18 protein-coding genes are annotated in these 20,068 nt (G+C 70.9%); 14 read left to right on the forward strand and 4 right to left on the reverse strand.

Annotated features, from left to right (window positions below; translation table 11 throughout):
- Positions 1-79 precede the first annotated feature (79 nt).
- From ACIHAA_RS09670 to ACIHAA_RS09680, 3 genes are all read left to right on the forward strand, one after another.
- The gene (locus ACIHAA_RS09670) at positions 80-841 is read left to right on the forward strand and encodes a phosphoglyceromutase (RefSeq protein ID WP_399814937.1); all 762 of its coding nucleotides are present in this window, start codon (positions 80-82) and stop codon (positions 839-841) included.
- 308 nt (positions 842-1,149) lie between these two features.
- A complete protein-coding gene (locus ACIHAA_RS09675; RefSeq protein ID WP_399814939.1) occupies positions 1,150-1,413 on the forward strand; it encodes a hypothetical protein in 264 nt (87 codons plus the stop codon).
- Positions 1,414-1,757: 344 nt separating this feature from the next.
- Entirely contained in the window at positions 1,758-2,342 is a 585-nt protein-coding gene (locus tag ACIHAA_RS09680; protein WP_399814943.1) for an RICIN domain-containing protein, read from the forward strand.
- An 85-nt stretch (positions 2,343-2,427) separates the two neighbouring features.
- Here ACIHAA_RS09680 and ACIHAA_RS09685 read toward each other — a convergent pair whose 3' ends face one another.
- Positions 2,428-2,742, reverse strand: coding sequence for a putative quinol monooxygenase (locus ACIHAA_RS09685; RefSeq protein ID WP_399814946.1), 315 nt, complete (start codon positions 2,740-2,742; stop codon positions 2,428-2,430).
- Positions 2,743-2,934: 192 nt separating this feature from the next.
- Positions 2,935-4,155, reverse strand: a complete 1,221-nt coding sequence (locus tag ACIHAA_RS09690) for an alkaline phosphatase (protein WP_399814948.1) — start codon at positions 4,153-4,155, stop codon at positions 2,935-2,937.
- 423 nt (positions 4,156-4,578) lie between these two features.
- Between ACIHAA_RS09690 and ACIHAA_RS09695 the strand changes: the two genes are divergently transcribed.
- Positions 4,579-6,348, forward strand: a complete 1,770-nt coding sequence (locus ACIHAA_RS09695; RefSeq protein WP_399814950.1) for an NAD-dependent malic enzyme — start codon at positions 4,579-4,581, stop codon at positions 6,346-6,348.
- A complete protein-coding gene (gene fumC, locus ACIHAA_RS09700) occupies positions 6,345-7,874 on the forward strand; it encodes a class II fumarate hydratase (RefSeq protein WP_399814952.1) in 1,530 nt (509 codons plus the stop codon). The genes ACIHAA_RS09695 and fumC overlap by 4 nt, the downstream gene beginning before the upstream one ends.
- 523 nt (positions 7,875-8,397) lie before the next feature.
- Here the strand turns inward: fumC and phoU are convergent.
- A complete protein-coding gene (gene phoU / locus ACIHAA_RS09705) occupies positions 8,398-9,087 on the reverse strand; it encodes a phosphate signaling complex protein PhoU (protein ID WP_399814955.1) in 690 nt (229 codons plus the stop codon).
- Between the two features lie 242 nt (positions 9,088-9,329).
- On the opposite strand from phoU, the gene ACIHAA_RS09710 reads away from it, so the two are divergent.
- A complete protein-coding gene (locus tag ACIHAA_RS09710; protein WP_399814958.1) occupies positions 9,330-10,598 on the forward strand; it encodes a sensor histidine kinase in 1,269 nt (422 codons plus the stop codon).
- Positions 10,595-11,275 carry a response regulator transcription factor gene (locus tag ACIHAA_RS09715; protein WP_009340348.1) on the forward strand — a complete coding sequence of 227 codons (681 nt, stop codon included), beginning with the start codon at positions 10,595-10,597 and terminating at the stop codon, positions 11,273-11,275. The genes ACIHAA_RS09710 and ACIHAA_RS09715 overlap by 4 nt, the downstream gene beginning before the upstream one ends.
- A gap of 288 nt (positions 11,276-11,563) precedes the next feature.
- Here ACIHAA_RS09715 and ACIHAA_RS09720 read toward each other — a convergent pair whose 3' ends face one another.
- The gene (locus tag ACIHAA_RS09720; RefSeq protein ID WP_399814961.1) at positions 11,564-12,232 is read right to left on the reverse strand and encodes a DUF461 domain-containing protein; all 669 of its coding nucleotides are present in this window, start codon (positions 12,230-12,232) and stop codon (positions 11,564-11,566) included.
- A 739-nt stretch (positions 12,233-12,971) separates the two neighbouring features.
- Here ACIHAA_RS09720 and ACIHAA_RS09725 point away from each other — a divergent pair.
- The 7 genes from ACIHAA_RS09725 (at position 12,972) to ACIHAA_RS09755 (ending at position 19,871) form a co-directional block, all read left to right on the forward strand.
- Positions 12,972-13,454, forward strand: coding sequence for a CarD family transcriptional regulator (locus tag ACIHAA_RS09725; RefSeq protein WP_003953493.1), 483 nt, complete (start codon positions 12,972-12,974; stop codon positions 13,452-13,454).
- A gap of 299 nt (positions 13,455-13,753) precedes the next feature.
- Entirely contained in the window at positions 13,754-14,503 is a 750-nt protein-coding gene (ispD, locus tag ACIHAA_RS09730) for a 2-C-methyl-D-erythritol 4-phosphate cytidylyltransferase (protein ID WP_399814964.1), read from the forward strand.
- On the forward strand, positions 14,493-14,987 hold the full coding sequence (ispF, locus tag ACIHAA_RS09735; RefSeq protein ID WP_399814967.1) for a 2-C-methyl-D-erythritol 2,4-cyclodiphosphate synthase: 495 nt from the start codon (positions 14,493-14,495) through the stop codon (positions 14,985-14,987). Before ispD ends, ispF begins: the two co-directional genes overlap by 11 nt.
- Before the next feature lie 54 nt (positions 14,988-15,041).
- Positions 15,042-15,449: a PPOX class F420-dependent oxidoreductase gene (locus tag ACIHAA_RS09740; protein WP_399814971.1), complete on the forward strand. Its 408-nt coding sequence runs from the start codon at positions 15,042-15,044 to the stop codon at positions 15,447-15,449.
- Between the two features lie 86 nt (positions 15,450-15,535).
- On the forward strand, positions 15,536-16,936 hold the full coding sequence (gene cysS / locus ACIHAA_RS09745; RefSeq protein WP_399814974.1) for a cysteine--tRNA ligase: 1,401 nt from the start codon (positions 15,536-15,538) through the stop codon (positions 16,934-16,936).
- Between the two features lie 98 nt (positions 16,937-17,034).
- Positions 17,035-17,973 (forward strand): 23S rRNA (guanosine(2251)-2'-O)-methyltransferase RlmB, encoded by a 939-nt coding sequence (gene rlmB / locus ACIHAA_RS09750; protein ID WP_399814978.1) that lies wholly within the window; start codon positions 17,035-17,037, stop codon positions 17,971-17,973.
- A gap of 176 nt (positions 17,974-18,149) precedes the next feature.
- Positions 18,150-19,871, forward strand: a complete 1,722-nt coding sequence (locus ACIHAA_RS09755; RefSeq protein ID WP_399815440.1) for a DoxX family protein — start codon at positions 18,150-18,152, stop codon at positions 19,869-19,871.
- Positions 19,872-20,068 lie beyond the last annotated feature (197 nt).

Here is a 20,068-nt window from a genome sequence, read left to right on the forward strand (position 1 = left end):
CGTCGTACGGGCAGTGCCCCGTTGTCCGCCCTCCGGGCGGGGACGCGACGCGTCGAATGCGTCGATTACGCTCTGAGGCATGGCCGACGCACCGTACAAGCTGATCCTCCTCCGCCACGGCGAGAGCGAGTGGAACGCGAAGAACCTGTTCACCGGCTGGGTGGACGTCAACCTGAACGAGAAGGGCGAGAAGGAGGCGGTCCGCGGCGGTGAGCTGCTGAAGGACGCCGGCCTGCTGCCGGACGTGCTCCACACCTCCCTCCAGAAGCGCGCGATCCGCACCGCGCAGCTCGCGCTGGAGGCGGCCGACCGCCACTGGATCCCGGTCCACCGCTCCTGGCGTCTGAACGAGCGCCACTACGGTGCCCTCCAGGGCAAGGACAAGGCCGCGACGCTGGCCGAGTTCGGCGAGGAGCAGTTCATGCTCTGGCGCCGCTCGTACGACACTCCGCCCCCGCCGCTCGCGGACGACTCCGAGTTCTCCCAGGCGAACGACGCCCGCTACGCGTCGATCCCGCCGGAGCTGCGCCCGAAGACGGAGTGCCTGAAGGACGTCGTCTCCCGGATGCTCCCGTACTGGTACGACGGCATCGTCCCGGACCTGCTGGCCGGCCGCACGGTCCTGGTCGCGGCCCACGGCAACAGCCTGCGCGCCCTGGTCAAGCACCTGGACGGCATCTCGGACGCCGACATCGCGGGCCTGAACATCCCGACGGGCATCCCCCTCGCCTACGAACTGGACGCCGACTTCAAGCCGATCACCCCCGGCGGCAAGTACCTCGACCCGGAGGCAGCCGCAGCGGCCATCGAGGCGGTCAAGAACCAGGGCAAGAAGAAGTAACCGCCCACGAGTAAGCCCCCTACCTGCGGTTTCTTCGCTGGGAGGGGGCTTTTCGCTGACTCTGCGTCGTGTCTGAGCCGTCTCTGGGCCGCTAGCGCGATGGGGAGAGCAGCGTGGAGTCCTCGGTGGACTTTTCGTCGGACATGTCAGCACGGCAGCCTCGGCGGAGAGAACCTCAGCGACCGTGGGAAGCTCGCGGACGGCGCCTTCATGAACACCGTGGGAACCACCCTCAATACGGGTGTCTACGCCGCCGGTTCCGGTATCGAGTCCGACCTCCAGGACCTGATGAAGGATGAAAAGGACGAGTGAGAGTGCCGAGCGCCACCGACCTCGCCGCGGTGTGGACCCCGAACCCGGACCACCCCTACACCTGGGCCAAGTTCTTCGGGCTGCTGGCCGTGGTGTTCGGCTGTGCGATCGCGCTCGTCGGGGTGTACGCGGTGCACAGCACCTGGCGCGGCCTCGACCCGCCGCGTCGGCGCAAGCAACTGCTTCCGCTGACCCTCACGGCCGGTGTCTTCCTTGCCGTCGGCCTGGCGGTCGCGGCCTTCGGGGTGTGGCTGTTCTGACAGCGGCCCCGACGGCGGCATGACCTTCGACAGCCGCCTCCCGGCAGCCAGGCAGTAACCCTCAACTGCCTCAGATACACCACTCGTTTGACAGTCCCAGCCCCCCGCTCAGGGCCCCTTCCCGCGCTTCTGTTTGCGGGCGGGGGCTCTTGTGCTGTCCGGGTGGGGGACCGGCTCGTGTTCGCGGGTTCCTGGTTTTTTGGGAATGCAAACCAGCGTGCGGAGGCGCGCGGCTCGGCTGGGATGCCTCTCGCTCTCTCTTCAGGAGCCCGGCTCCTCTCGATTACGTTGCGTGTCGGATCAGTGACTGAGGGCTGATCTGTCGCGACACAGGAGGCAGCAGCATGGTGTGGAGCAAGAAGTCGGTCGTGAAGTCGGCGGCTCTGGCGGCCGGGTTCGCCGGGGTCCTGGCGCTGGGCTCGTCCAACGCGGTGGCGGGAGCGGCGCCGCAGGTCCCGCACCGGGGAGCCGACTCCCCCCGGGCGGTGCTGGTGCGGGAGCTGTCTCTGCGACTGGCGGCCTACCCCGGACAGGTCGCCAATGTGGAGGGAGGTTCCCAGCAGAACGGGGCCCCGGTGATCCAGTACCCGTGGACCGGCAAGCCCAACGAACGCTGGGAGGCCGACGCCATGGGCAACGGCTACTACCGGTTCAGGTCCCTCAGCAGCGGCAAGTGCCTCAACGTCGAGGGCGGGGGCACCGCCGACAACACCCGGGTCATCCAGTACACCTGCGGCACCGCGGCCAACGAGCTCTGGAAGTTCGTCCCGAAGGGCATCGGCTACCAGCTGGTGGTCAAGTCGAGCGGCAAGTGTCTGAACGTCAGGGGCGGCGTGGGCGAGGGCAGAAACCTCATCCAGTACACGTGCGTCGCAGCAGGCGCACCCAATGAGGTATGGCTCCCCGTCTGGGAGCCCGTCGGCCCCTGAGGTCCCTCACGGCTCTCCCGTCGTCCTGGTTTTCAGCCTTTACGGGGCCGAGGGCGGCGGGAGGGCTCCGTGCCTCTTCCGGAACTCAGTGCTCGGCGTCCGCACCCTTGCCGTACAGGAAGTCCAGGCGGTCGACCTCCGTGCTGGTGAGGTACTGGTCCCGTTCGGTGAGGAAGGCGCGTACGTAGTCCTTCGATTCGTGTTCCTCGAAGGCGGCCTCGTCCCCGTACAGCTCGTAGAAGACGCGCTCCAGGGGGCGGCCGTGCACGCGGTGGACGGTGTAGATCAGCGTTCCGGGCTCGTTCGCGCGGATCTGTTCGGCCGTTCGTGCCACCAGGTCGTCGAAGGCGGTCGCGGCCGCGTCGTCCTTGCAGGTGAAGCGCACAAGCAGGCCGAACATGCGGCTCCTTCTTCGGTGGGCGTCATCCGGCGTCATTCGGCTCCGTCGAGCTTCATCGGGGCCGAATTGGTCGGAATGTATGTCAGAACGTATCAGGGCTCGGGGAGTCCCCAGGTTCGACAACGGCTCGTGGTCGGCGGGGCCCCGGAACGGACCATGGCAGGGGACCGCTCCGGGGCGGAGGTGAGCCCGTCAGGCGCGGTGGGTCAGGATCTGGGCGAGGACGTCGTGGACGTGGGTGTTGGCGTGCTTGCCGGTGAAGCGGGTGGCGAGGGGGCCCGCGGCCGTGACCGGGACGTCGACGCTGGTGTGGCCCGACGTGGTCCAGTCGATGGTGAACGTACGGTCGCTGCCGTGGATGGTGAAGGGGCCGTCCTCGGTGGAGATGCCGGAGCCGGACTCGTCGGCCGCGTCGTTCTCCTCGACCGCCAGGCCGCCGGTCTCGTGGTCGCCGGTGACGACGAGAAGGGTGTCGGGGTGGGTGGCCTGGTAGGCGCGGGCGACGGCGACGGCCCGTTCCAGCTGCTGCATCGACTGGAGGACGCGGGTGCCGTTGTTGCTGTGGGCGAACTCGTCGACACCTTCCTCCTCGACCATGAGGAAGAAGCCCTTCTTGTTCTTGTCCAGCGTCTTCAGCGCCTTGTCGGTCATCGTGGCGAGGTCGACGGCCGGGTTGTACACATCGCCCTGGCCCTCGGGGCGCTGCTGGAACATCTCCTCGTTGGAGAAGAGGCCGAGCAGTTTGCCCTTCGGCGCCCTGTCCAGGCCCTTCGCGCTGTTGACGTAGGTGTAGCCGGAGCGCTTGGCCTTGGCGATCAGATTGCCCTTGGTGCCGCGGCTGCCCTCACCGGTGTCCTCGGCGGGCTTGTCCGGGTACGCGCCCGCGGTCCCGGCCGGCAGCCACCAGTCCTCGCCGCCGCCCAGGATCACATCCGGCTTGGTGACATCGAGGTACTGGCGGGCGATCTCGTCCTGCTTGCCGCGGTCGGCGGTGCTGGAGAAGAAAGCCGCCGGGGACGCGTCGGTGACCTGCGCGGTGGTCACCAGTCCGGTGGACTTGCCCGCGGCCTTGGCCTGTGCCCCGAGCGTGGGCAGCGGGTTGCCGTCGGTGTCGACGCTGATCGCGCCGTTGTAGGTCTTCTGGCCCGTGGCCCAGGCGGTGGCGGCGGCCGCGGAGTCCGTGACGACGGCCTTGGGGTCGTCCGGAGTGGTCGTCAGCTGGCCGGACACGGGAAGGCGGTCCATCGTCAGCCGGCCCTGGAGTCCGGCGAGATGCAGCCGTGCGGCCTCGCGCGCGTCGGCGCCCATGCCGTCACCGTTGATGAAGATGACGTTCTTCGCGGCGGGAGCCTTCGCCTTCGCCGTGCTCTGCGGGGCACCGGCGGACGCGCCCGGTGTCGGACTGAGCACCATGGTCGCCACCACTGCCGCAGACGCCGCAGCGACCGGCGCCCCCCACCGCATTCCACGCATGCTTCCGTTCACAAAACCCTCCCTTGGGCATGGCAATGCACTTCCTTTGCAATCTAGGGAGCGTTGATCGGTTTGGCTCGAACCACAGGTGACGCCTGGGCGAACACTGCCCGCCCGGGGTAAACGGAGTCCCCGCGGAAGGCAGGGTCCGGGCAAGGCGGAACGCCGGGTCCGGGCAAGATCGGCGAGCGGTGGCGCGGGTGTCGGCGCACAGTGGGGGAGGAGCGGTCGGCCGTTCGCGGCCGGTCGCCTCTGTTCGCGGCCGGTCCGGTCCGGAGATACAGCGGCCAGCGGGCGTAGAAGGCGTAGAGGCGTAGAGCCCCAGAGGCGGTCGAGTAGCGGAGTCGCGTGCAGGAGGCCCTCATGATGGACAGGACCGTGCGGACCCCGGCCACCCCGAGCGTGCTGGCGGATTCCCTTCTCAACAGGGGGATGGCCTTCACCGCCCAGGAGCGGGCCGCGCTGGGGCTGACCGGGCGGCTCCCGTCCGGGGTGCTGACCCTGGAGCAGCAGGCGGAGCGCGCGTACCGGCAAATGTGCGCCCAGGGCGGCGACTTGGCGAAGAACGTCTATCTGGAGCAGCTGCACGACCGGAACGAGACGCTGTACTTCAAGCTGCTGACCGACCATCTGGTGGAGCTGCTGCCGATCGTCTACGACCCCACGGTCGGCGAGGCGATCGAGAAGTACTCCCATGAGTACCGCCGCCCGCGCGGGGCCTTTCTCTCCATCGACCGGCCCGACGACATGGAGAAGACCTTCGCCACCTTCGGGCTCGGGCCCGAGGACGTGGACCTGATCGTGTGCACGGACGCGGAGGAGATCCTCGGCATCGGCGACTGGGGCGTGGGAGGAATCCAGATCGCGGTGGGCAAGCTCGCGGTGTACACCGCGGCCGCCGGTATCGACCCGCGCCGGGTGATCGCCGTGTCGCTGGATGTCGGCACGGACCGGGAGTCGCTGCTCAACGACCCGCTGTACGCCGGGAATCGGCATCCTCGGGTGCGGGGCGCCGACTATGACACGTTCATCGAGAGGTATTTGCGGACCGCGTCGTCGATGTTCCCCGGCGCCCTGCTGCACTTCGAGGACTTCGGTCCCGGCAACGCCCGGCGGATCCTGGAGGAGTACGGGGACACCTACCGCATCTTCAACGACGACGTCCAGGGCACCGGGGCGATCACGCTGGCCGCGGCCCTGTCGGCGGTCAAGGTGAGCGGGGTGCCGATGCGGGACCAGAGGCTGGTGGTCTTCGGCGCGGGTACGGCGGGCGTGGGCATCGCCGACCAGCTGAGGGACGCCATGATCCGCGACGGGGCGAGCCGCGAGCAGGCCACCGCGCAGGTCTGGCTGATCGACAAGCAGGGCCTGCTCACCCGGGACATGACCGATCTGCGGGACTACCAGCGGCCGTATGCGCGGGAGCGGGCGGAGGTCGCGGCCTTGGCGCCCGACGGCGGCCCGATCTCGCTGGTGACCACCGTGCGGCAGGTGCGGCCGACCATTCTGCTGGGCACCTCCACGGTGCACGGGGCGTTCACCCGGGAGGTCGTGGAGGCCATGGCCGAGGGCACCGAGCGGCCGATCGTCTTCCCCATCTCCAATCCGACCTCGCGGATCGAGGCCATGCCCGCCGATGTGATCGCCTGGTCCAAGGGCAAGGCGCTGGTCGCGGTCGGCATCCCCGTGGCGCCCGTCGAGTACGGCGGTGTCCGCTACGACATCGGGCAGGCCAACAACGCGCTGCTCTACCCCGGGCTGGGGCTCGGCACGATCGTCTCGGGCGCGTCCCGGGTCACGGCGGGCATGCTGCTGGCGGCGGCGCAGGCGGTCGCGGACCAGGTCGATCCCACCGCACCGGGTGCCTCCCTGCTGCCGCCGGTGGAGAACCTGCGGGAGTCCTCGGCCCGCACCGCCGCCGCGGTGGTCGCCGCGGCGGTCGACGAGGGGGTCGCCACCCGCAAACCGGCCGACCCCGACCGGGCCGTCCGGGACGCCATGTGGAAGCCGGTCTACGGCGATGGCTGCGACGGCAGCAGCAACGGCCACGGCAGCCACAGCGGCAATGGCGGCAGCACCAGCGTCGGTGGAGACGGCTACGGCAGCGGCGGCCGTGATGGAGCCGCCTCGTGAAGGCGCGTTCCCGTACGGCCCGGGCCGCCGCGTCCTCCCCGGAAAGCCCCGCCCCGGCGGACCCGGCGGACCCGGTGACCCGGGAAGAGCCCGCCCCGAAGATCCTCGATCTCCCCGTCGGCCTGCATGCGAGCGGCACCCGGCGGGAGACGGACTCCATGGGTGCCGTCGAGGTCCCGGCGGACCGCTACTGGGGTGCGCAGACCCAGCGGTCCCTGATCCACTTCTCCATCGGCGACGACCGGATGCCGAAGGCGGTCTACCACGCCTACGGCTACGTCAAGAAGGCCGCGGCGCTGGTCAACGGGCGGGCCGGGCGGCTGCCCGGCTGGAAGTCCGAGCTGATCGCCCGGGTCGCCGACGAGGTCGTGGCGGGGGAGCTGGACGAGCACTTCCCGCTGTATGTGTGGCAGACCGGGTCCGGGACGCAGTCCAACATGAACACCAACGAGGTGATCAGCAACCGGGCGATCCAGCTGGTCGGGGGCGAGCTGGGCAGCAAGACCCCGGTCCACCCCAACGACCACGTCAACATGGGCCAGTCCTCCAACGACACCTTTCCCACCGCGATGCACATCGCCGCGATCAAGGCGGTGCACGAACGACTGCTGCCCAGCACCCAGGCGCTCCAGTGGGCCATCGAGGCCAAGGCGGAGCAGTGGCGCGATGTGGTGAAGATCGGCCGTACGCATCTGGAGGACGCGGTTCCGCTCACTGTGGGGGAGGAGTGGTCCGGCTACGCCCACCAGCTGGCGCAGGCCGTCGACCGGGTCGCGGTGTCCGCGGAGGGCCTGTTCGAACTGGCCGCGGGCGGCACCGCCGTAGGGACCGGGCTGAACGCCCCGCCCGGGTTCGGCGAGCAGGTGGCCGCCGAGATAGCCGCCGAGACGGGCTATCCCTTTGTCACCGCCGAGAACAAGTTCGCCGCGCAGGGCGGTCTGGACGCCATGGTCGGAGCCTCGGCCGGGCTCCGCGCCCTGGCCGTGGCCCTGATGAAGATCGCCAACGACATCCGGTGGCTGGCCTCGGGGCCGCGCTGCGGGCTCGGCGAACTGGTGCTGCCCGCGAACGAGCCGGGTTCGTCGATCATGCCGGGCAAGGTCAACCCGACCCAGTGCGAGGCGATGGTCATGGTCTGCATCCAGGTGCTGTCCGAGGACACGGCCATCGCCTTCGCGGGCTCCCAGGGGAACTTCGAGCTGAACGCCATGCGCCCGGTCATCATCAGCAATTTCCTGCACGCGGCCGGCATCCTCGCCGACGCCTGCACCAAGCTGCGCCAGTACTGCATCGAGGGCACCGACCTGAACCGCTCCCGGATCGACGAGTTCGTCGAACGGTCCCTGATGCTGGTGACCGCGCTGTCGCCGGTGATCGGCTACGACAAGGCCTCGGCCATCGCCCACAAGGCGAACGACGAGGGCACCACCCTGCGCGAGGCCGCGCTGGCCTCCGGCTATGTCAGCGCCGAGGAGTTCGACCGCACCGTCGACCCGGCCGCGATGGTGGGCCGGGCGCACGAGTGAGGGCCCGCGCGGTGCCGGGCCCTCATCTGTGTACCTATGCAGGTGAAACGGTTGAGCGGTTGAGCGGTTGAGCGGTTGGGCTCAGATCAGCCGCACTGGCAGGGCGCGCCCGACTGGCATCCGCATCCGCAGCCGGATCCGCAGCCGCACGCGCCGACCAGGGGGAGGCTCTTGATCTCGATGGGCTGCTCGGTCTCGCGCGTCTGCGTGGGGTCGGGCGTGACGGGGGCCTCGGCCATGGATCTCTCCTAGAGTCCGACAAGACGGTGCCTGCGTCCATTCCATGCCCGCGACGGCGGGCGCGTCAACGGCGCACGGAAGCTTGCCCGTTCCCACCGGACCCGGGCGCCTCCCCCGCCTCGCACACCCCGGGGGAGGCGGAGGAGACGGGGGAGGCGGGGCCGGGGGCGCGTGATCGCGGATCAGACGCGCAGCCCATTGCCCCTCGGGCCGCCCCGAGGATCGAGCACGCGGCCGGGCTGTTCGTCCGGCCGCCCGAGGGCCTTGTCCGGCCGTCCCGAGGTCAGACGCCCTCGGTCCCCGTCACGGGCCGGATGTCTGCCTGGAGCTCGTCGGCGTGCTCGCCGGTCACCAGGTAGACCACGCGCTTCGCCACCGCCACGGCGTGGTCGGCGTAGCGCTCGTAGTAGCGGCCCAGCAGGGTGACGTCCACGGCGGTCTCTATGCCGTGCTTCCAGCGGTCGTCGATCAGGTGCTGGAAGAGCGTGCGGTGCAGCAGGTCCATCTCGTCGTCGTCCTGCTCCAGCTGCATCGCCAGGTCGATGTCCTTGGTGACGATGACCTCCGCGGCCTTCGCCATCAGGCGCTGCGCGAGCTGGCCCATCTCCAGGATCGTCGCGTGCAGGTCGAGCGGGACGGCGCGCGCCGGGAACCGCAGCCGGGCCAGCTTCGCGACATGCTGGGCGAGGTCGCCCGAGCGCTCCAGGTCGGCGCTCATCCGCAGCGAGGTGACGACGATCCGCAGGTCGGTGGCCACCGGCTGCTGGCGGGCGAGCAGGGCGATCGCGCGCGCCTCCAGGTCGTGCTGGAGTTCGTCGACCTTCTTGTCGCCCTCGATGACCGTTTCGGCCAGCTTGAGGTCGGAGTCGAGGATCGCCGTCGTGGCGCGCCCGATCGCCGACCCGACGAGCCGGGCCATCTCGACCAGGCCCTCGCCGATCGAGTCAAGTTCCTCGTGGTACGCGTCCCGCATCAGGGTGTCCCTCTCTTACGTCTGCTTCGGGGAGCCGGGGGCCGGGGCCCGTCGTCGCCATGGCGAACACGGCGGACACGGCCCCTTCGGTCCCCACGCTCCCACGTTCCGGTCCGTACGCGACCGTTTCCGACATCCCAAATGAACCAATACTGGCTCCAAGGTGAACTCTGAGCGACGAGTGTTCGAGGTCGCACTCCCACGGCTGTGGGTAACCCTCCTGACGTGCCTAACCTGGGTGCATGGACGTGAACGCGGCGGTCGCCGCAGCGGCAGCGATCGCCGGAGTGCTCACCGGTGTCATCGCCATGCTGGCGTTCCGCTGGAGCGAGCGCGACCAGAAGCGCCCCACCCGCACTTCCCTGCACACCGATCCCGTGCTTCCGCCGGGTGTGGACACGGTGCTGTCCGTGCTGCGGTCCTCGGCCGTCGTCCTCGACGAGTCCGACGCCGTGGTAAAGGCCAGCTCCGCCGCCTACGCCCTCGGACTCGTACGCGGTGGCAAACTCGCGGTCGAGCCGATGCTCCAGATGGCACGCGACACCCGCCGGGACGGCGAGATACGCCAGGTCGAGCTGGACCTGCCGCGCCGCGGCACCGGACGCGGAGAGGCACTCGCCGTCTCCGCCCGGGTGGCCCCGCTCGGCTCCCGGCTGGTTCTGCTGCTGGTCGAGGATCTCACCGAGGCCCGGCGGATAGAGGCGGTGCGCCGCGATTTCGTGGCGAACGTCAGCCATGAGCTGAAGACACCGGTGGGCGCCCTGTCGCTGCTCTCCGAGGCCGTGATGGACGCCTCCGACGACCCCGAGGCCGTGGAGCGCTTCGCGGGCCGGATGCAGATCGAGGCGACCCGGCTGACCAATCTGGTGCAGGAACTGATCGACCTTTCGCGGGTGCAGAACGACGACCCCCTTGAGGACGCCGAACCCGTGCGCGTCGACGAACTCGTCGCCGAGGCCATCGACCGCTGCCGCCACCAGGCCGGCACCAAGCAGATCACGATGGCCGCCGGGGGCACCGCCGACCTCCATGTGTGGGGCAACCGCGGCCAGCTCGCCGCCGCCCTCGGCAACCTCGTCGAGAACGCCGTCAACTACTCCCCCGCCCGCACTCGCGTCGGCATCGCCGCCCGCAGGGTCGCGGCGACCGGCGGGGACATGATCGAACTTGCCGTGACCGACCAGGGCATCGGCATCTCCGACAAGGACAAGGAGCGCATCTTCGAGCGCTTCTACCGCGTCGACCCGGCCCGCTCCCGTGCCACGGGCGGTACGGGACTGGGTCTCGCGATCGTCAAGCATGTGGCCGCCTCGCACGGCGGGGAGGTCACGGTGTGGAGCTCGGAGGGACAGGGCTCCACGTTCACCCTGCGGCTGCCGGAGGCGGGTGCGGCCCGCGACCGCGCGACCGACCACCCGTCCGACCTCGAAGACGAGGACGGCCGCCCCGACGGGACGACCACCGTCTCTTCCCCGTACGAACCGCTTCCCGCCCCGGAGGTCCTTCCGTGACCCGAGTGCTCGTCGTCGAGGACGAGGAGTCCTTCAGCGACGCCCTGTCCTACATGCTCCGCAAGGAGGGCTTCGAGGTCGCCATCGCGACCACCGGGCCCGACGGTCTCGACGAGTTCGAGCGCAACGGCGCCGATCTCGTCCTGCTCGACCTGATGCTGCCCGGCCTGCCCGGCACCGAGGTCTGCCGCCAGCTGCGCGGCCGGTCCAACGTCCCGGTCATCATGGTGACCGCCAAGGACAGCGAGATCGACAAGGTGGTCGGGCTGGAGATAGGGGCCGACGACTACGTCACCAAGCCGTTCTCCTCGCGCGAGCTCGTCGCCCGTATCCGGGCCGTCCTGCGCCGCCGCGGCGAGCCCGAGGAGGTGACGCCGGCCGCGCTGGAGGCCGGGCCGGTGCGCATGGACGTCGACCGGCACGTGGTGACGGTCTCCGGCTCCAAGGTCGACCTGCCGCTGAAGGAGTTCGACCTCCTGGAGATGCTGCTGCGCAACGCGGGCCGCGTGCTGACCCGTATGCAGCTCATCGACCGCGTCTGGGGCGCCGACTACGTCGGTGACACCAAGACCCTGGACGTCCACGTCAAGCGCCTCCGCGCCAAGATCGAGCCGGACCCGGGCGCCCCGCGCTACCTGGTCACGGTCCGCGGCCTCGGCTACAAGTTCGAGCCGTAAACCGCCCCACCGCTCACCGTTCGGGCGGTGCCCGGGGCCCGGTGTCCGCTTCGTGGCTGGGGCCCCTGGCGCTGACCCCAGGCACGCCGCCTTCGGCCTGCGGCTCCTGGCTCGGCTCCCGGCCGACGGCTCACGTCCGCGGCCTTGGCTCCCTCGTACCCGGTCCTGCGCCCGGCCCTGGCCGCAGGACCCGGGCCTACGGGCCTGCGAAGGCGCTCCCGGGCGGAAACGGCCCCCGCCCTTCGGGGTTCGGCCATGTGGTGGCCGGGGTGTGGCCCCGGCCGGAGATCAGTGCTCCGAGGCGCCCGACTCCGTGGCCTTCGGGCTGTGCGTGCTCCTGTGGCCCGGTGCGCCGGAGGCGCCCGTGGCGGGGGAGCCCGAGGGGGAGCCCGACGGCTTCGGGCTGGTGCTGCCCGACGGGGTGGCGGAGGCGCTCGGCGTGGGGATGTTGCTCGGGCCCCACTTGGTGAAGTAGCTCTCGGCCGGGACCACGAAGGCCCGCAGGCTCACATCGCCGGTCTTGCTGAAGCCGAAGGTGATCTTCTGCGCGTTGCCGTTCTGGACGGCGGCACCGGTGTTGTCCAGGATCGCGGAGGCGTTGTCCTTGCCGCCGATCACGATGGACTCACCGGCCGGGATGGTGACCTTGCCGCCACCCTTGCCGGGGGAGAGGGCCGCGGTGCCGTCGCCGTCCACGCTGATCGAGTCCAGCGTCTGGTCGGTGCGGCCGGTGTTGAAGACGGTCGCCGAGATCACCGCGGGGCCCTTGGCCTTCGGGTCGGGCTGGGTGATGACCAGAGCGTTCTGGATCTTGATGTCGCCGACGCTGGTCGCGGCGTTGTCCGGCTTGATCTCGAGCGTCTGGCTGTTGTTGCCGGCGCCGCATGCGGCGAGCGAGGCGATCGAGAACGCAATGGCGGCGGCGGCGAGGGCGCCGCGTCGAAGGCTGCTGCTCACGGCGGCGGCAACTCCTTGAACGTGGGCGGAGCAGGACGACTCCCTGATAAAGCCGCCCTAAGTGTCTGTCAGCGGCCTTAGGTTACCGAGCCGTTCCCGGGGGGTCGCACCCGACCCTCCCCAAGGCCCCGACTTCGTTCCCGGAAGGGTGGCCGGAACGGGTCCTCGGCGGTGGCCGGAGCGGGTCCTCGGCGGCATACGGTGGGGTCCCCTGGGGCGCTCGCCTGGGCAGCTCCGCGGGAGCCCGCCCCCGGGAGCCGCGACCTCACCGTTCCCGCTGTTCCCGCCTGCCCCAGCAGCCTCTTTGACCTCTGCTTGGTGCTGCATTCACATAAGTGTCCGGCGTTCCATGCCTGGGATTTCCGGCAAGGAATGCGCGGCGCCCGTGAAAATCGATCAGTCGGACAACAACCCGGGATCGGAGACCTCCTTGATCAATTCCGGATTCGGCCCGTAGGTGACGGCAGGCACCGAACGGAGTAGCGGAAGTCGATCGCTTGCAGCCGGACAAATGGGGACGTTCCGGCACTGCTCGGGTGCCTCCGGGGCGAGTGGCGCACCGCTTTCCGGGTGCCCGCAGAGCCGCTCCCACCTGCGAATACCTCGTTCCGCTCGCCCTCCGCAGCACGTTCCGGTCGCGCTTGTCAAGCCCCGAGATATGCCCTGACCTGCGAAAACGCCATTCAGAAGACGCGGTTTCCGTGTTACCCTGGATAGCCACGGAAGGGGTACCTGTCACATGACGTTCAAGGTTGGCGACACCGTGGTCTATCCCCATCACGGGGCCGCGCTGATCGAGGCCATCGAAACTCGCCAGATCAAAGGCGTGGACAAGACCTACTTGGTGCTGAAGGTCGCCCAGGGCGACCTGACGGTACGTGTGCCAGCGGACAATGCGGAGTTCGTCGGCGTGCGTGATGTGGTCGGTCAGGACGGGCTGGACCGGGTCTTCGAGGTGCTGCGCGCGCCGTACGCCGAGGAGCCCACGAACTGGTCGCGTCGGTACAAGGCAAATCTGGAGAAGCTCGCCTCCGGCGACGTCATCAAGGTCGCGGAAGTCGTGCGTGACCTGTGGCGCCGTGAGCGCGAGCGCGGACTGTCCGCGGGTGAGAAGCGGATGCTCGCCAAGGCCCGGCAGATCCTGGTGAGCGAGCTGGCCCTCGCGGAGAACACGAACGAGGACAAGGCCGAGGCACTGCTCGACGAGGTCCTCGCGTCCTGACGCCCCTCCACCGCCGTTTCCCGTAGGCCGCTGCTCGGCCCCCGAGGTGCACGGCGGACGGACCGGTGCACGACACCCATGTATGCCGCGGTGCCCGTTGACGGATATGACCGTCGCCGGGCGCTGCGGCATGTTCGTACCCATATGTTCTTGCGCCGGGGAGAAACCCCGATACTTGGCGTGCCGGGCCCGGGCAGCTGGCTCGACCAGAGGTCACGGAAGGGTCCGGTCAAGGCGTCGCGCCCGGCACGGTGTGGCCATACCCATCCCGGCCGAGCACACAAACCTGACAGGAACCGATGTCTGACGAATCGCGCCCCGCACCCGCCGGAATCCGTACGGCCGCGGTGATTCCGGCCGCCGGACGAGGAGTTCGCCTCGGTCCGGGCGCCCCCAAGGCGCTCCGCGCGCTGAACGGCACCCCCATGCTCATCCACGCGGTGCGCGCGATGGCCGCGTCCCGAGCCGTCTCCCTGGTGATCGTCGTGGCCCCGCCGGACGGGGCCTCCGAGGTCAAGTCGCTGCTGGACGCGCACGCGCTGCCCGAGCGGACGGACTTCCTGGTCGTCCCCGGCGGCGACACCCGGCAGGAGTCCGTGCGGCTGGGCCTTGAGGCGCTGCCGCCCGAGTACGGGATCGTCCTCGTCCATGACGCGGCCCGCCCGCTGGTGCCCGTGGACACGGTCGACGCGGTGATCGAGGCGGTGCGGGAGGGCGCGCCCGCCGTGGTGCCCGCGCTGCCGCTCGCCGACACCGTCAAGGAGGTCGGGACCGCCGCCCCCGGTGCGCCGGAGCCGGTATTGGCCACCCCCGAGCGGGCCCGGCTGCGTGCGGTGCAGACCCCGCAGGGCTTCGACCGCGCCACGCTGGTGCGGGCGCACCGGACGGTGACGGACAACGTCACGGACGACGCGAGCATGGTGGAGCAGCTGGGTCTCGGGGTGGTGGTGATCCCCGGTCACGAGGAGGCCTTCAAGGTGACCCGTCCGCTGGACCTGGTGCTGGCCGAGGCGGTTCTCGCGCGCAGGAGGCTGAACGATGGCTTCTGAGGCACCCCTGCTGCCCCAGGTGGGCATCGGCACCGACATCCACGCCTTCGAAGAGGGGCGGGAGCTGTGGTGCGCGGGTCTCAAGTGGGAGGGCGAGGGCCCCGGCCTCGCGGGCCACTCGGACGCGGACGTGGTCGCGCACGCCGCCTGCAACGCGCTGTTCTCGGCGGCCGGTCTCGGCGATCTGGGGCAGCACTTCGGCACGGGCCGCCCCGAGTGGTCCGGCGCGTCCGGTGTCACGCTGCTGACGGAGGCGGCACGGATCGTGCGCGCGGCCGGCTTCCGGATCGGCAATGTGGCGGTGCAGGTCGTAGGGCCCCGTCCGAAGATCGGCAAGCGCCGCGAAGAGGCGCAGAAGCTCCTGTCGGAGGCGGCGGGCGCCCCGGTCTCGGTCTCCGGTGCGACCACGGACGGCCTCGGCTTCCCCGGGCGGGACGAGGGGCTGATGGCGGTCGCCACGGCGCTCGTGGTGCGCGTGAGCTGAGCGCGTGCGAGGGTACCCGGGGAGTCATCAGTGACCGAGGCCCCGGAGGTACCCATGGCAGCCGCCGCCCTGTCCGACCGGCTCAAGGATCTGCTCGACCGCCCCGTCTTCGTCGTCATCGGCACGGTCCAGCCCGACGGCAGCCCCCAGCTGTCGCCGGTGTGGGTCAAGCGGGACGGTGACGACCTCCTCGTCTCCACCACCGTGGACCGGCGCAAGAAGAAGAACCTGGACCGCGACCCCCGGGTGAGCGTCGTCGTGTACGACCCCGACTCGCCGTACGAGTACGCCGAGATCCGGGGGACCGCGGAGCTGTCGTCCGAGGGCGCGCGGGACCTCATCGACGAGCTGTCGCTGAAGTACACCGGAAAGAAGTACGCGGAGTTCAATCCCGACTCGGTGCGGGACGCCGAGCGCGTGGTGGTGCGGATCGTTCCACGGAAGGTGGCCGGGCGCCTCTGAGCGCCCGGCACCCCGGGAGCGGGAATGCGAGCCTCGTGGGGAAAAGGGGCGTGAGGCACTCCCCGCGGCCCACTACCCTGGACCCCGTGACTATTCGCCTGCACGACACCAGCGCCCGGCAGATCCGTGACTTCACCCCGCTCAAGCCGGGTTGTGTCTCGATCTACCTGTGTGGCGCCACCGTGCAGGCCGCACCCCATATCGGGCACATCCGCTCGGGTCTCAACTTCGACATCATGCGCCGCTGGTTCGAGTACCGCGGCTTCGAGGTGACGTTCGTCCGCAATGTGACGGACATCGACGACAAGATCATCACCAAGTCGGCCGAGCAGGGCCGCCCTTGGTGGGCGATCGGGTACGAGAACGAGCGCGCCTTCAACGACGGCTACACCGCGCTCGGCTGCCTCCCGCCGACGTACGAGCCGCGGGCGACGGGCCATGTGACCGAGATGGTCGAGATGATGCGCACCCTCATCGAGCGCGGCCACGCCTACGAGTCCGAGGGGAACGTGTACTTCGACGTGCGCTCCTTCCCCGGCTATCTGGAGCTGTCCAACCAGGAGCTGGAGAACCTCCAGCAGCCGGAGAGCGTCGGGGAGACGGGCAAGCGCGACGCCCGCGACTTCGCCATGTGGAAGGCCGCCAAGCCCGGGGAGCCGAGCTGGGAGACGCCCTGGGGCCGCGGGCGGCCCGGCTGGCACCTGGAGTGCTCGGCGATGGCCCACAAGTACCTGGGGCCCGCCTTCGACATCCACGGCGGCGGCATCGACCTGATCTTCCCGCACCACGAGAACGAGATCGCGCAGGCCAAGGCCTTCGGCGACGACTTCGCGCGGTACTGGGTGCACAACGCCTGGGTCACCATGAGCGGCGAGAAGATGTCCAAGTCGCTGGGCAACTCGGTCCTGGTCTCCGAGATGGTCAAGCGGTGGCGGCCCATCGTGCTGCGCTACTACCTGGGCACCCCGCACTACCGCTCGATGATCGAGTACAGCGAGGAAGCGCTGCGCGAGGCCGAGTCCGCGTTCGCGCGGATCGAGGGCTTCGTCCAGCGGGTGATGGAGAAGGCCGGCGGGGTCGTCGAGCCCGCCGCCGAGGTCCCGCCCGCCTTCGCCGAGGCGATGGACGACGACCTGGGCGTGCCGCAGGCGCTGGCCGTGGTGCACACCACCGTCCGGCAGGGCAACAGCGCCCTGGCCGCCGACGACAAGGAGGCCGCGGTCGCACGCCTGGCCGAGGTGCGGGCCATGCTCGGCGTGCTCGGCCTGGACCCGCTGGACGCGCGGTGGGCCGGGGAGAGCGAGCGCGGCGAGGACCTGCACGGGGTCGTCGACACCCTGGTCGGCCTGGTGCTCCAGCAGCGCGAGGCGGCCCGCGGCCGCAAGGACTGGGCCACCGCGGACGCCATCCGCGACCAGCTCAACCAGTCGGGTCTGGTCATCGAGGACGGCCCCCAGGGCCCCCGCTGGACGCTCGGCCCGCGCTGATCGCCCCCCGGCGACTCCTTGATCGATTGTGCCGCCCGGCCCTCCGGGCGGCACACTGCATAGACGTACGTACGAAAGTTCCAACAGACAGGTAGGTCATGGCCGCGAACAACCGTCGCATGTCCGGCAAGAAGGGCGCGCAGATCGGCAGTGGCGGCAAGCGGCGCCGCGGCCTGGAGGGCAAGGGCCCGACCCCGCCCGCCGAGATGCGCAAGGGGCACGCCAAGCAGCGTGTCGCCGCGGCGCAGGCGCGCCGCACCCAGGGCCGCCCGCAGCGCCGTCCGGGCGGCAAGGGCACGTCCGAGCTGGTCGTCGGGCGCAACCCGGTCGTGGAGGCGCTCCGCGAGGGCGTGCCCGCGTCCACGCTCTACGTCCAGCAGTTCATCGACAGCGACGAGCGGGTGCGCGAGGCGCTCCAGCTGGCGTCGGAGCGCGGTGGGATCAACCTCATGGAGGCCCCGCGTCCCGAGCTGGACCGGATGACGAACGGCCTGAACCACCAGGGCCTGGTCCTCCAGGTCCCGCCGTACGAGTACGCGCATCCGGAGGACCTGGTCGCCGCCGCCTTCGACGAGGGCGAGGACCCGCTGGTCGTCGCCCTCGACGGGGTGACCGACCCGCGGAACCTGGGCGCGGTCGTGCGGTCCGTCTCGGCCTTCGGCGGCCACGGGGTCGTGGTGCCCGAGCGGCGCGCGGCCGGGATGACCGCCGGTGCCTGGAAGACCTCCGCCGGTACGGCGGCCCGTACGCCCGTCGCGCGCGCCACCAACCTGACCCGCGCCCTGGAGGCGTACAAGAAGGCGGGGCTCACCGTCGTCGGGCTGGCCGCGGACGGCGAGGCCGAAATCGGTGACCTCGAAGTCCTGGACGGCCCGGTCGCGATCGTGATCGGCAGCGAGGGCAAGGGCCTGTCCCGGCTGGTCGGCGAGACCTGCGACGTCCGGGTGCGGATCCCCATGCCGGGCGGCGCCGAGTCGCTCAACGCGGGTGTCGCCGCCGGAATCGTGCTCTACGAGGCGGCCCGCAGGCGCCGCTGACGCCGGTCACTTCGCTGCTGCCGGGCCTGGACGGGGACACCCGACAGGCCCGGACGCGTGTTCGCCTGTGCTGCCCTTCGGGGGAATGCGGACGTCCAGGACGCGCTTGACGGGGTCCGGACAGATCCGCGGGGTCAAAGCAGTGTCCTAATCACACGTCACTCGGTTAGATGAGTGTGGACACCAGAACACGCCGCACACCCCCGGGGGAGCGGTCGTCGGGATTCGACGACACTCCCGCGCTGAGCATGATGAAGGTGCCGAGCGACCCGGCGCAGATCATCGTCAATCATGCGAGTTTCCGCGTGCAGTTGGGCGCGTCGACGCGGCGCGCCTCGTTCCCGCGCGGGGCGCGGCAGCTGAGCACGGTCCGGGACGGCGCCCGCCTGCCCCACGTCGGTCCGGCGGACGGAGCGGGCGTCCCCGAGGGTGCCGGGGGCCGCCGTCGGCCCGTCGTCTGGAGCGGGAGGTCCGCGCCCGACGACACCGGTGCCCACCGGCTGCTCCAGGCGGCACGGAGCCGGAGCGTGCACCACGGCGAGGAGCAGTCCGGCGACGCGGGTGCGACCCAGCTGATGTCGCGACTCGGCGTGCGGGACCGGCCCGGGGCCCACGGCCACGACGGCGGGCCGCCCGCCCACGAATCCGGTGCCACCCGGCTGCTGCCTCACATGCGGAGCGCGGGCGGCGCCTACGGCGAGGACCTCTACGGGGAGACGCTCCACGGCGGCCCCGCTCACGACGACCGGGCCTACGGCGGCCCCGGCACCGAAGCCGCCTATGGCGGCCCTCTGTTCAGGGACGAGATCGCGGGCGGGGCCCCGGAGCCGCGGAGCAGGCGACGCGCGGGCGGACCGGCCCAGTCCGCCGCCGCGGCGGGCGTCCGGCACGCGTACTACCCGGGCCGCCGGATGAACCTCGGCGTGGTGCTGCTGCCGCTGCGCATCTTCCTGGGCTCCATCTCCGCCTACGCCGGTATGGGCAAGCTCTGCGACCCCGTCTACTTCGACGGCGGCAAGCGGGGCTCCATGGTCACCTGGCTCAGCACCCTCCACCCCTGGCAAGTCGCCGAGCCCATGCGGCAGTTCGCGCTCCAGCATCCCGTCGGCACCGGCCTGGTCGTCGCCTTCCTCCAGGTGATCGTGGGCGTGCTCACGGTCCTCGGGCTCTGGCAGCGGGTCGCGGCCGCGGTGGGCGCGCTGCTGTCGGCGGCGCTCATCGTCACCGTGAGCTGGCGTACCGTCCCCGTGTACGACGCGCCCGACATCATCTATCTCGCGGCCTGGTCGCCGCTGATCATCGCCGGGGCGCCGGTGTACTCCGTGGACGGGCGCCTGGCGAGCGGTGCGTGGCGCCGGCTCGGCCCGCGCTCGGACATCTGGGAGCTGCGGCAGTACGTGCTGCGCCGGGGTGCGCTGCTGACCGCGCTGGTGACCGGGGCGACGCTGCTCGTCGGCTCGCTGCTCGGCGGAGCGGTGCGGGACGCGAACCGGGTGGTCGTCCCCGGTCCGGGCGAGGCCCCGCGCAACGAGCTGCCGGGCTCTCCGGTGCCCGGCAAGCCCGGCGGACGTCAGCACCCGTCGAGCCCCGCGGCCTCGCGGCCCTCGGCGACCCAGGGGGCCGACTCCTCCCCGCCGTCGAGCGCGGTCACCACACCGGGCACCGCCGGGGCGACCGGCAGTGTCACCGGCGGCCAGCCGAGCCAGACCCAGGGCACCGTGGGCCAGGCCCCCTCGCACCACTCGGCGCCGTCCCGGCAGGCCCCGAGCACCAGCGCGGGCCCCTCGTCCTCGGGCGGCAGCGGCACGGGCGGCCCCACGGGCGGGGCGAGCGGCAGCACCGGGGGAGGCCACTCGAGCGGCGGCTCGGACCACCTGGTCGGCGGCCTCCTGGGCTGATCACGCCTCTCCCGGCGACAGGGCCCCCACCTTGAGGTGGGGGCCCTGTTGTTGGGCTTGTCATTGGCCGGGGGCGGGGCGGGGCGATGGCCGGGGTCGGGGCGCCGGGGGCCTGAAGCGCTGAGGCGCCCGGGTGCCGGTTGGGATGGTTGCCGAGGGGCCGCCCGGCGGAGGCTCGGAGGCGGTTGCCGTGGAGC

It is taken from the genome of Streptomyces sp. NPDC052040, assembly GCF_044548405.1.
Taxonomy (GTDB): Bacteria; Actinomycetota; Actinomycetes; order Streptomycetales; family Streptomycetaceae; genus Streptomyces.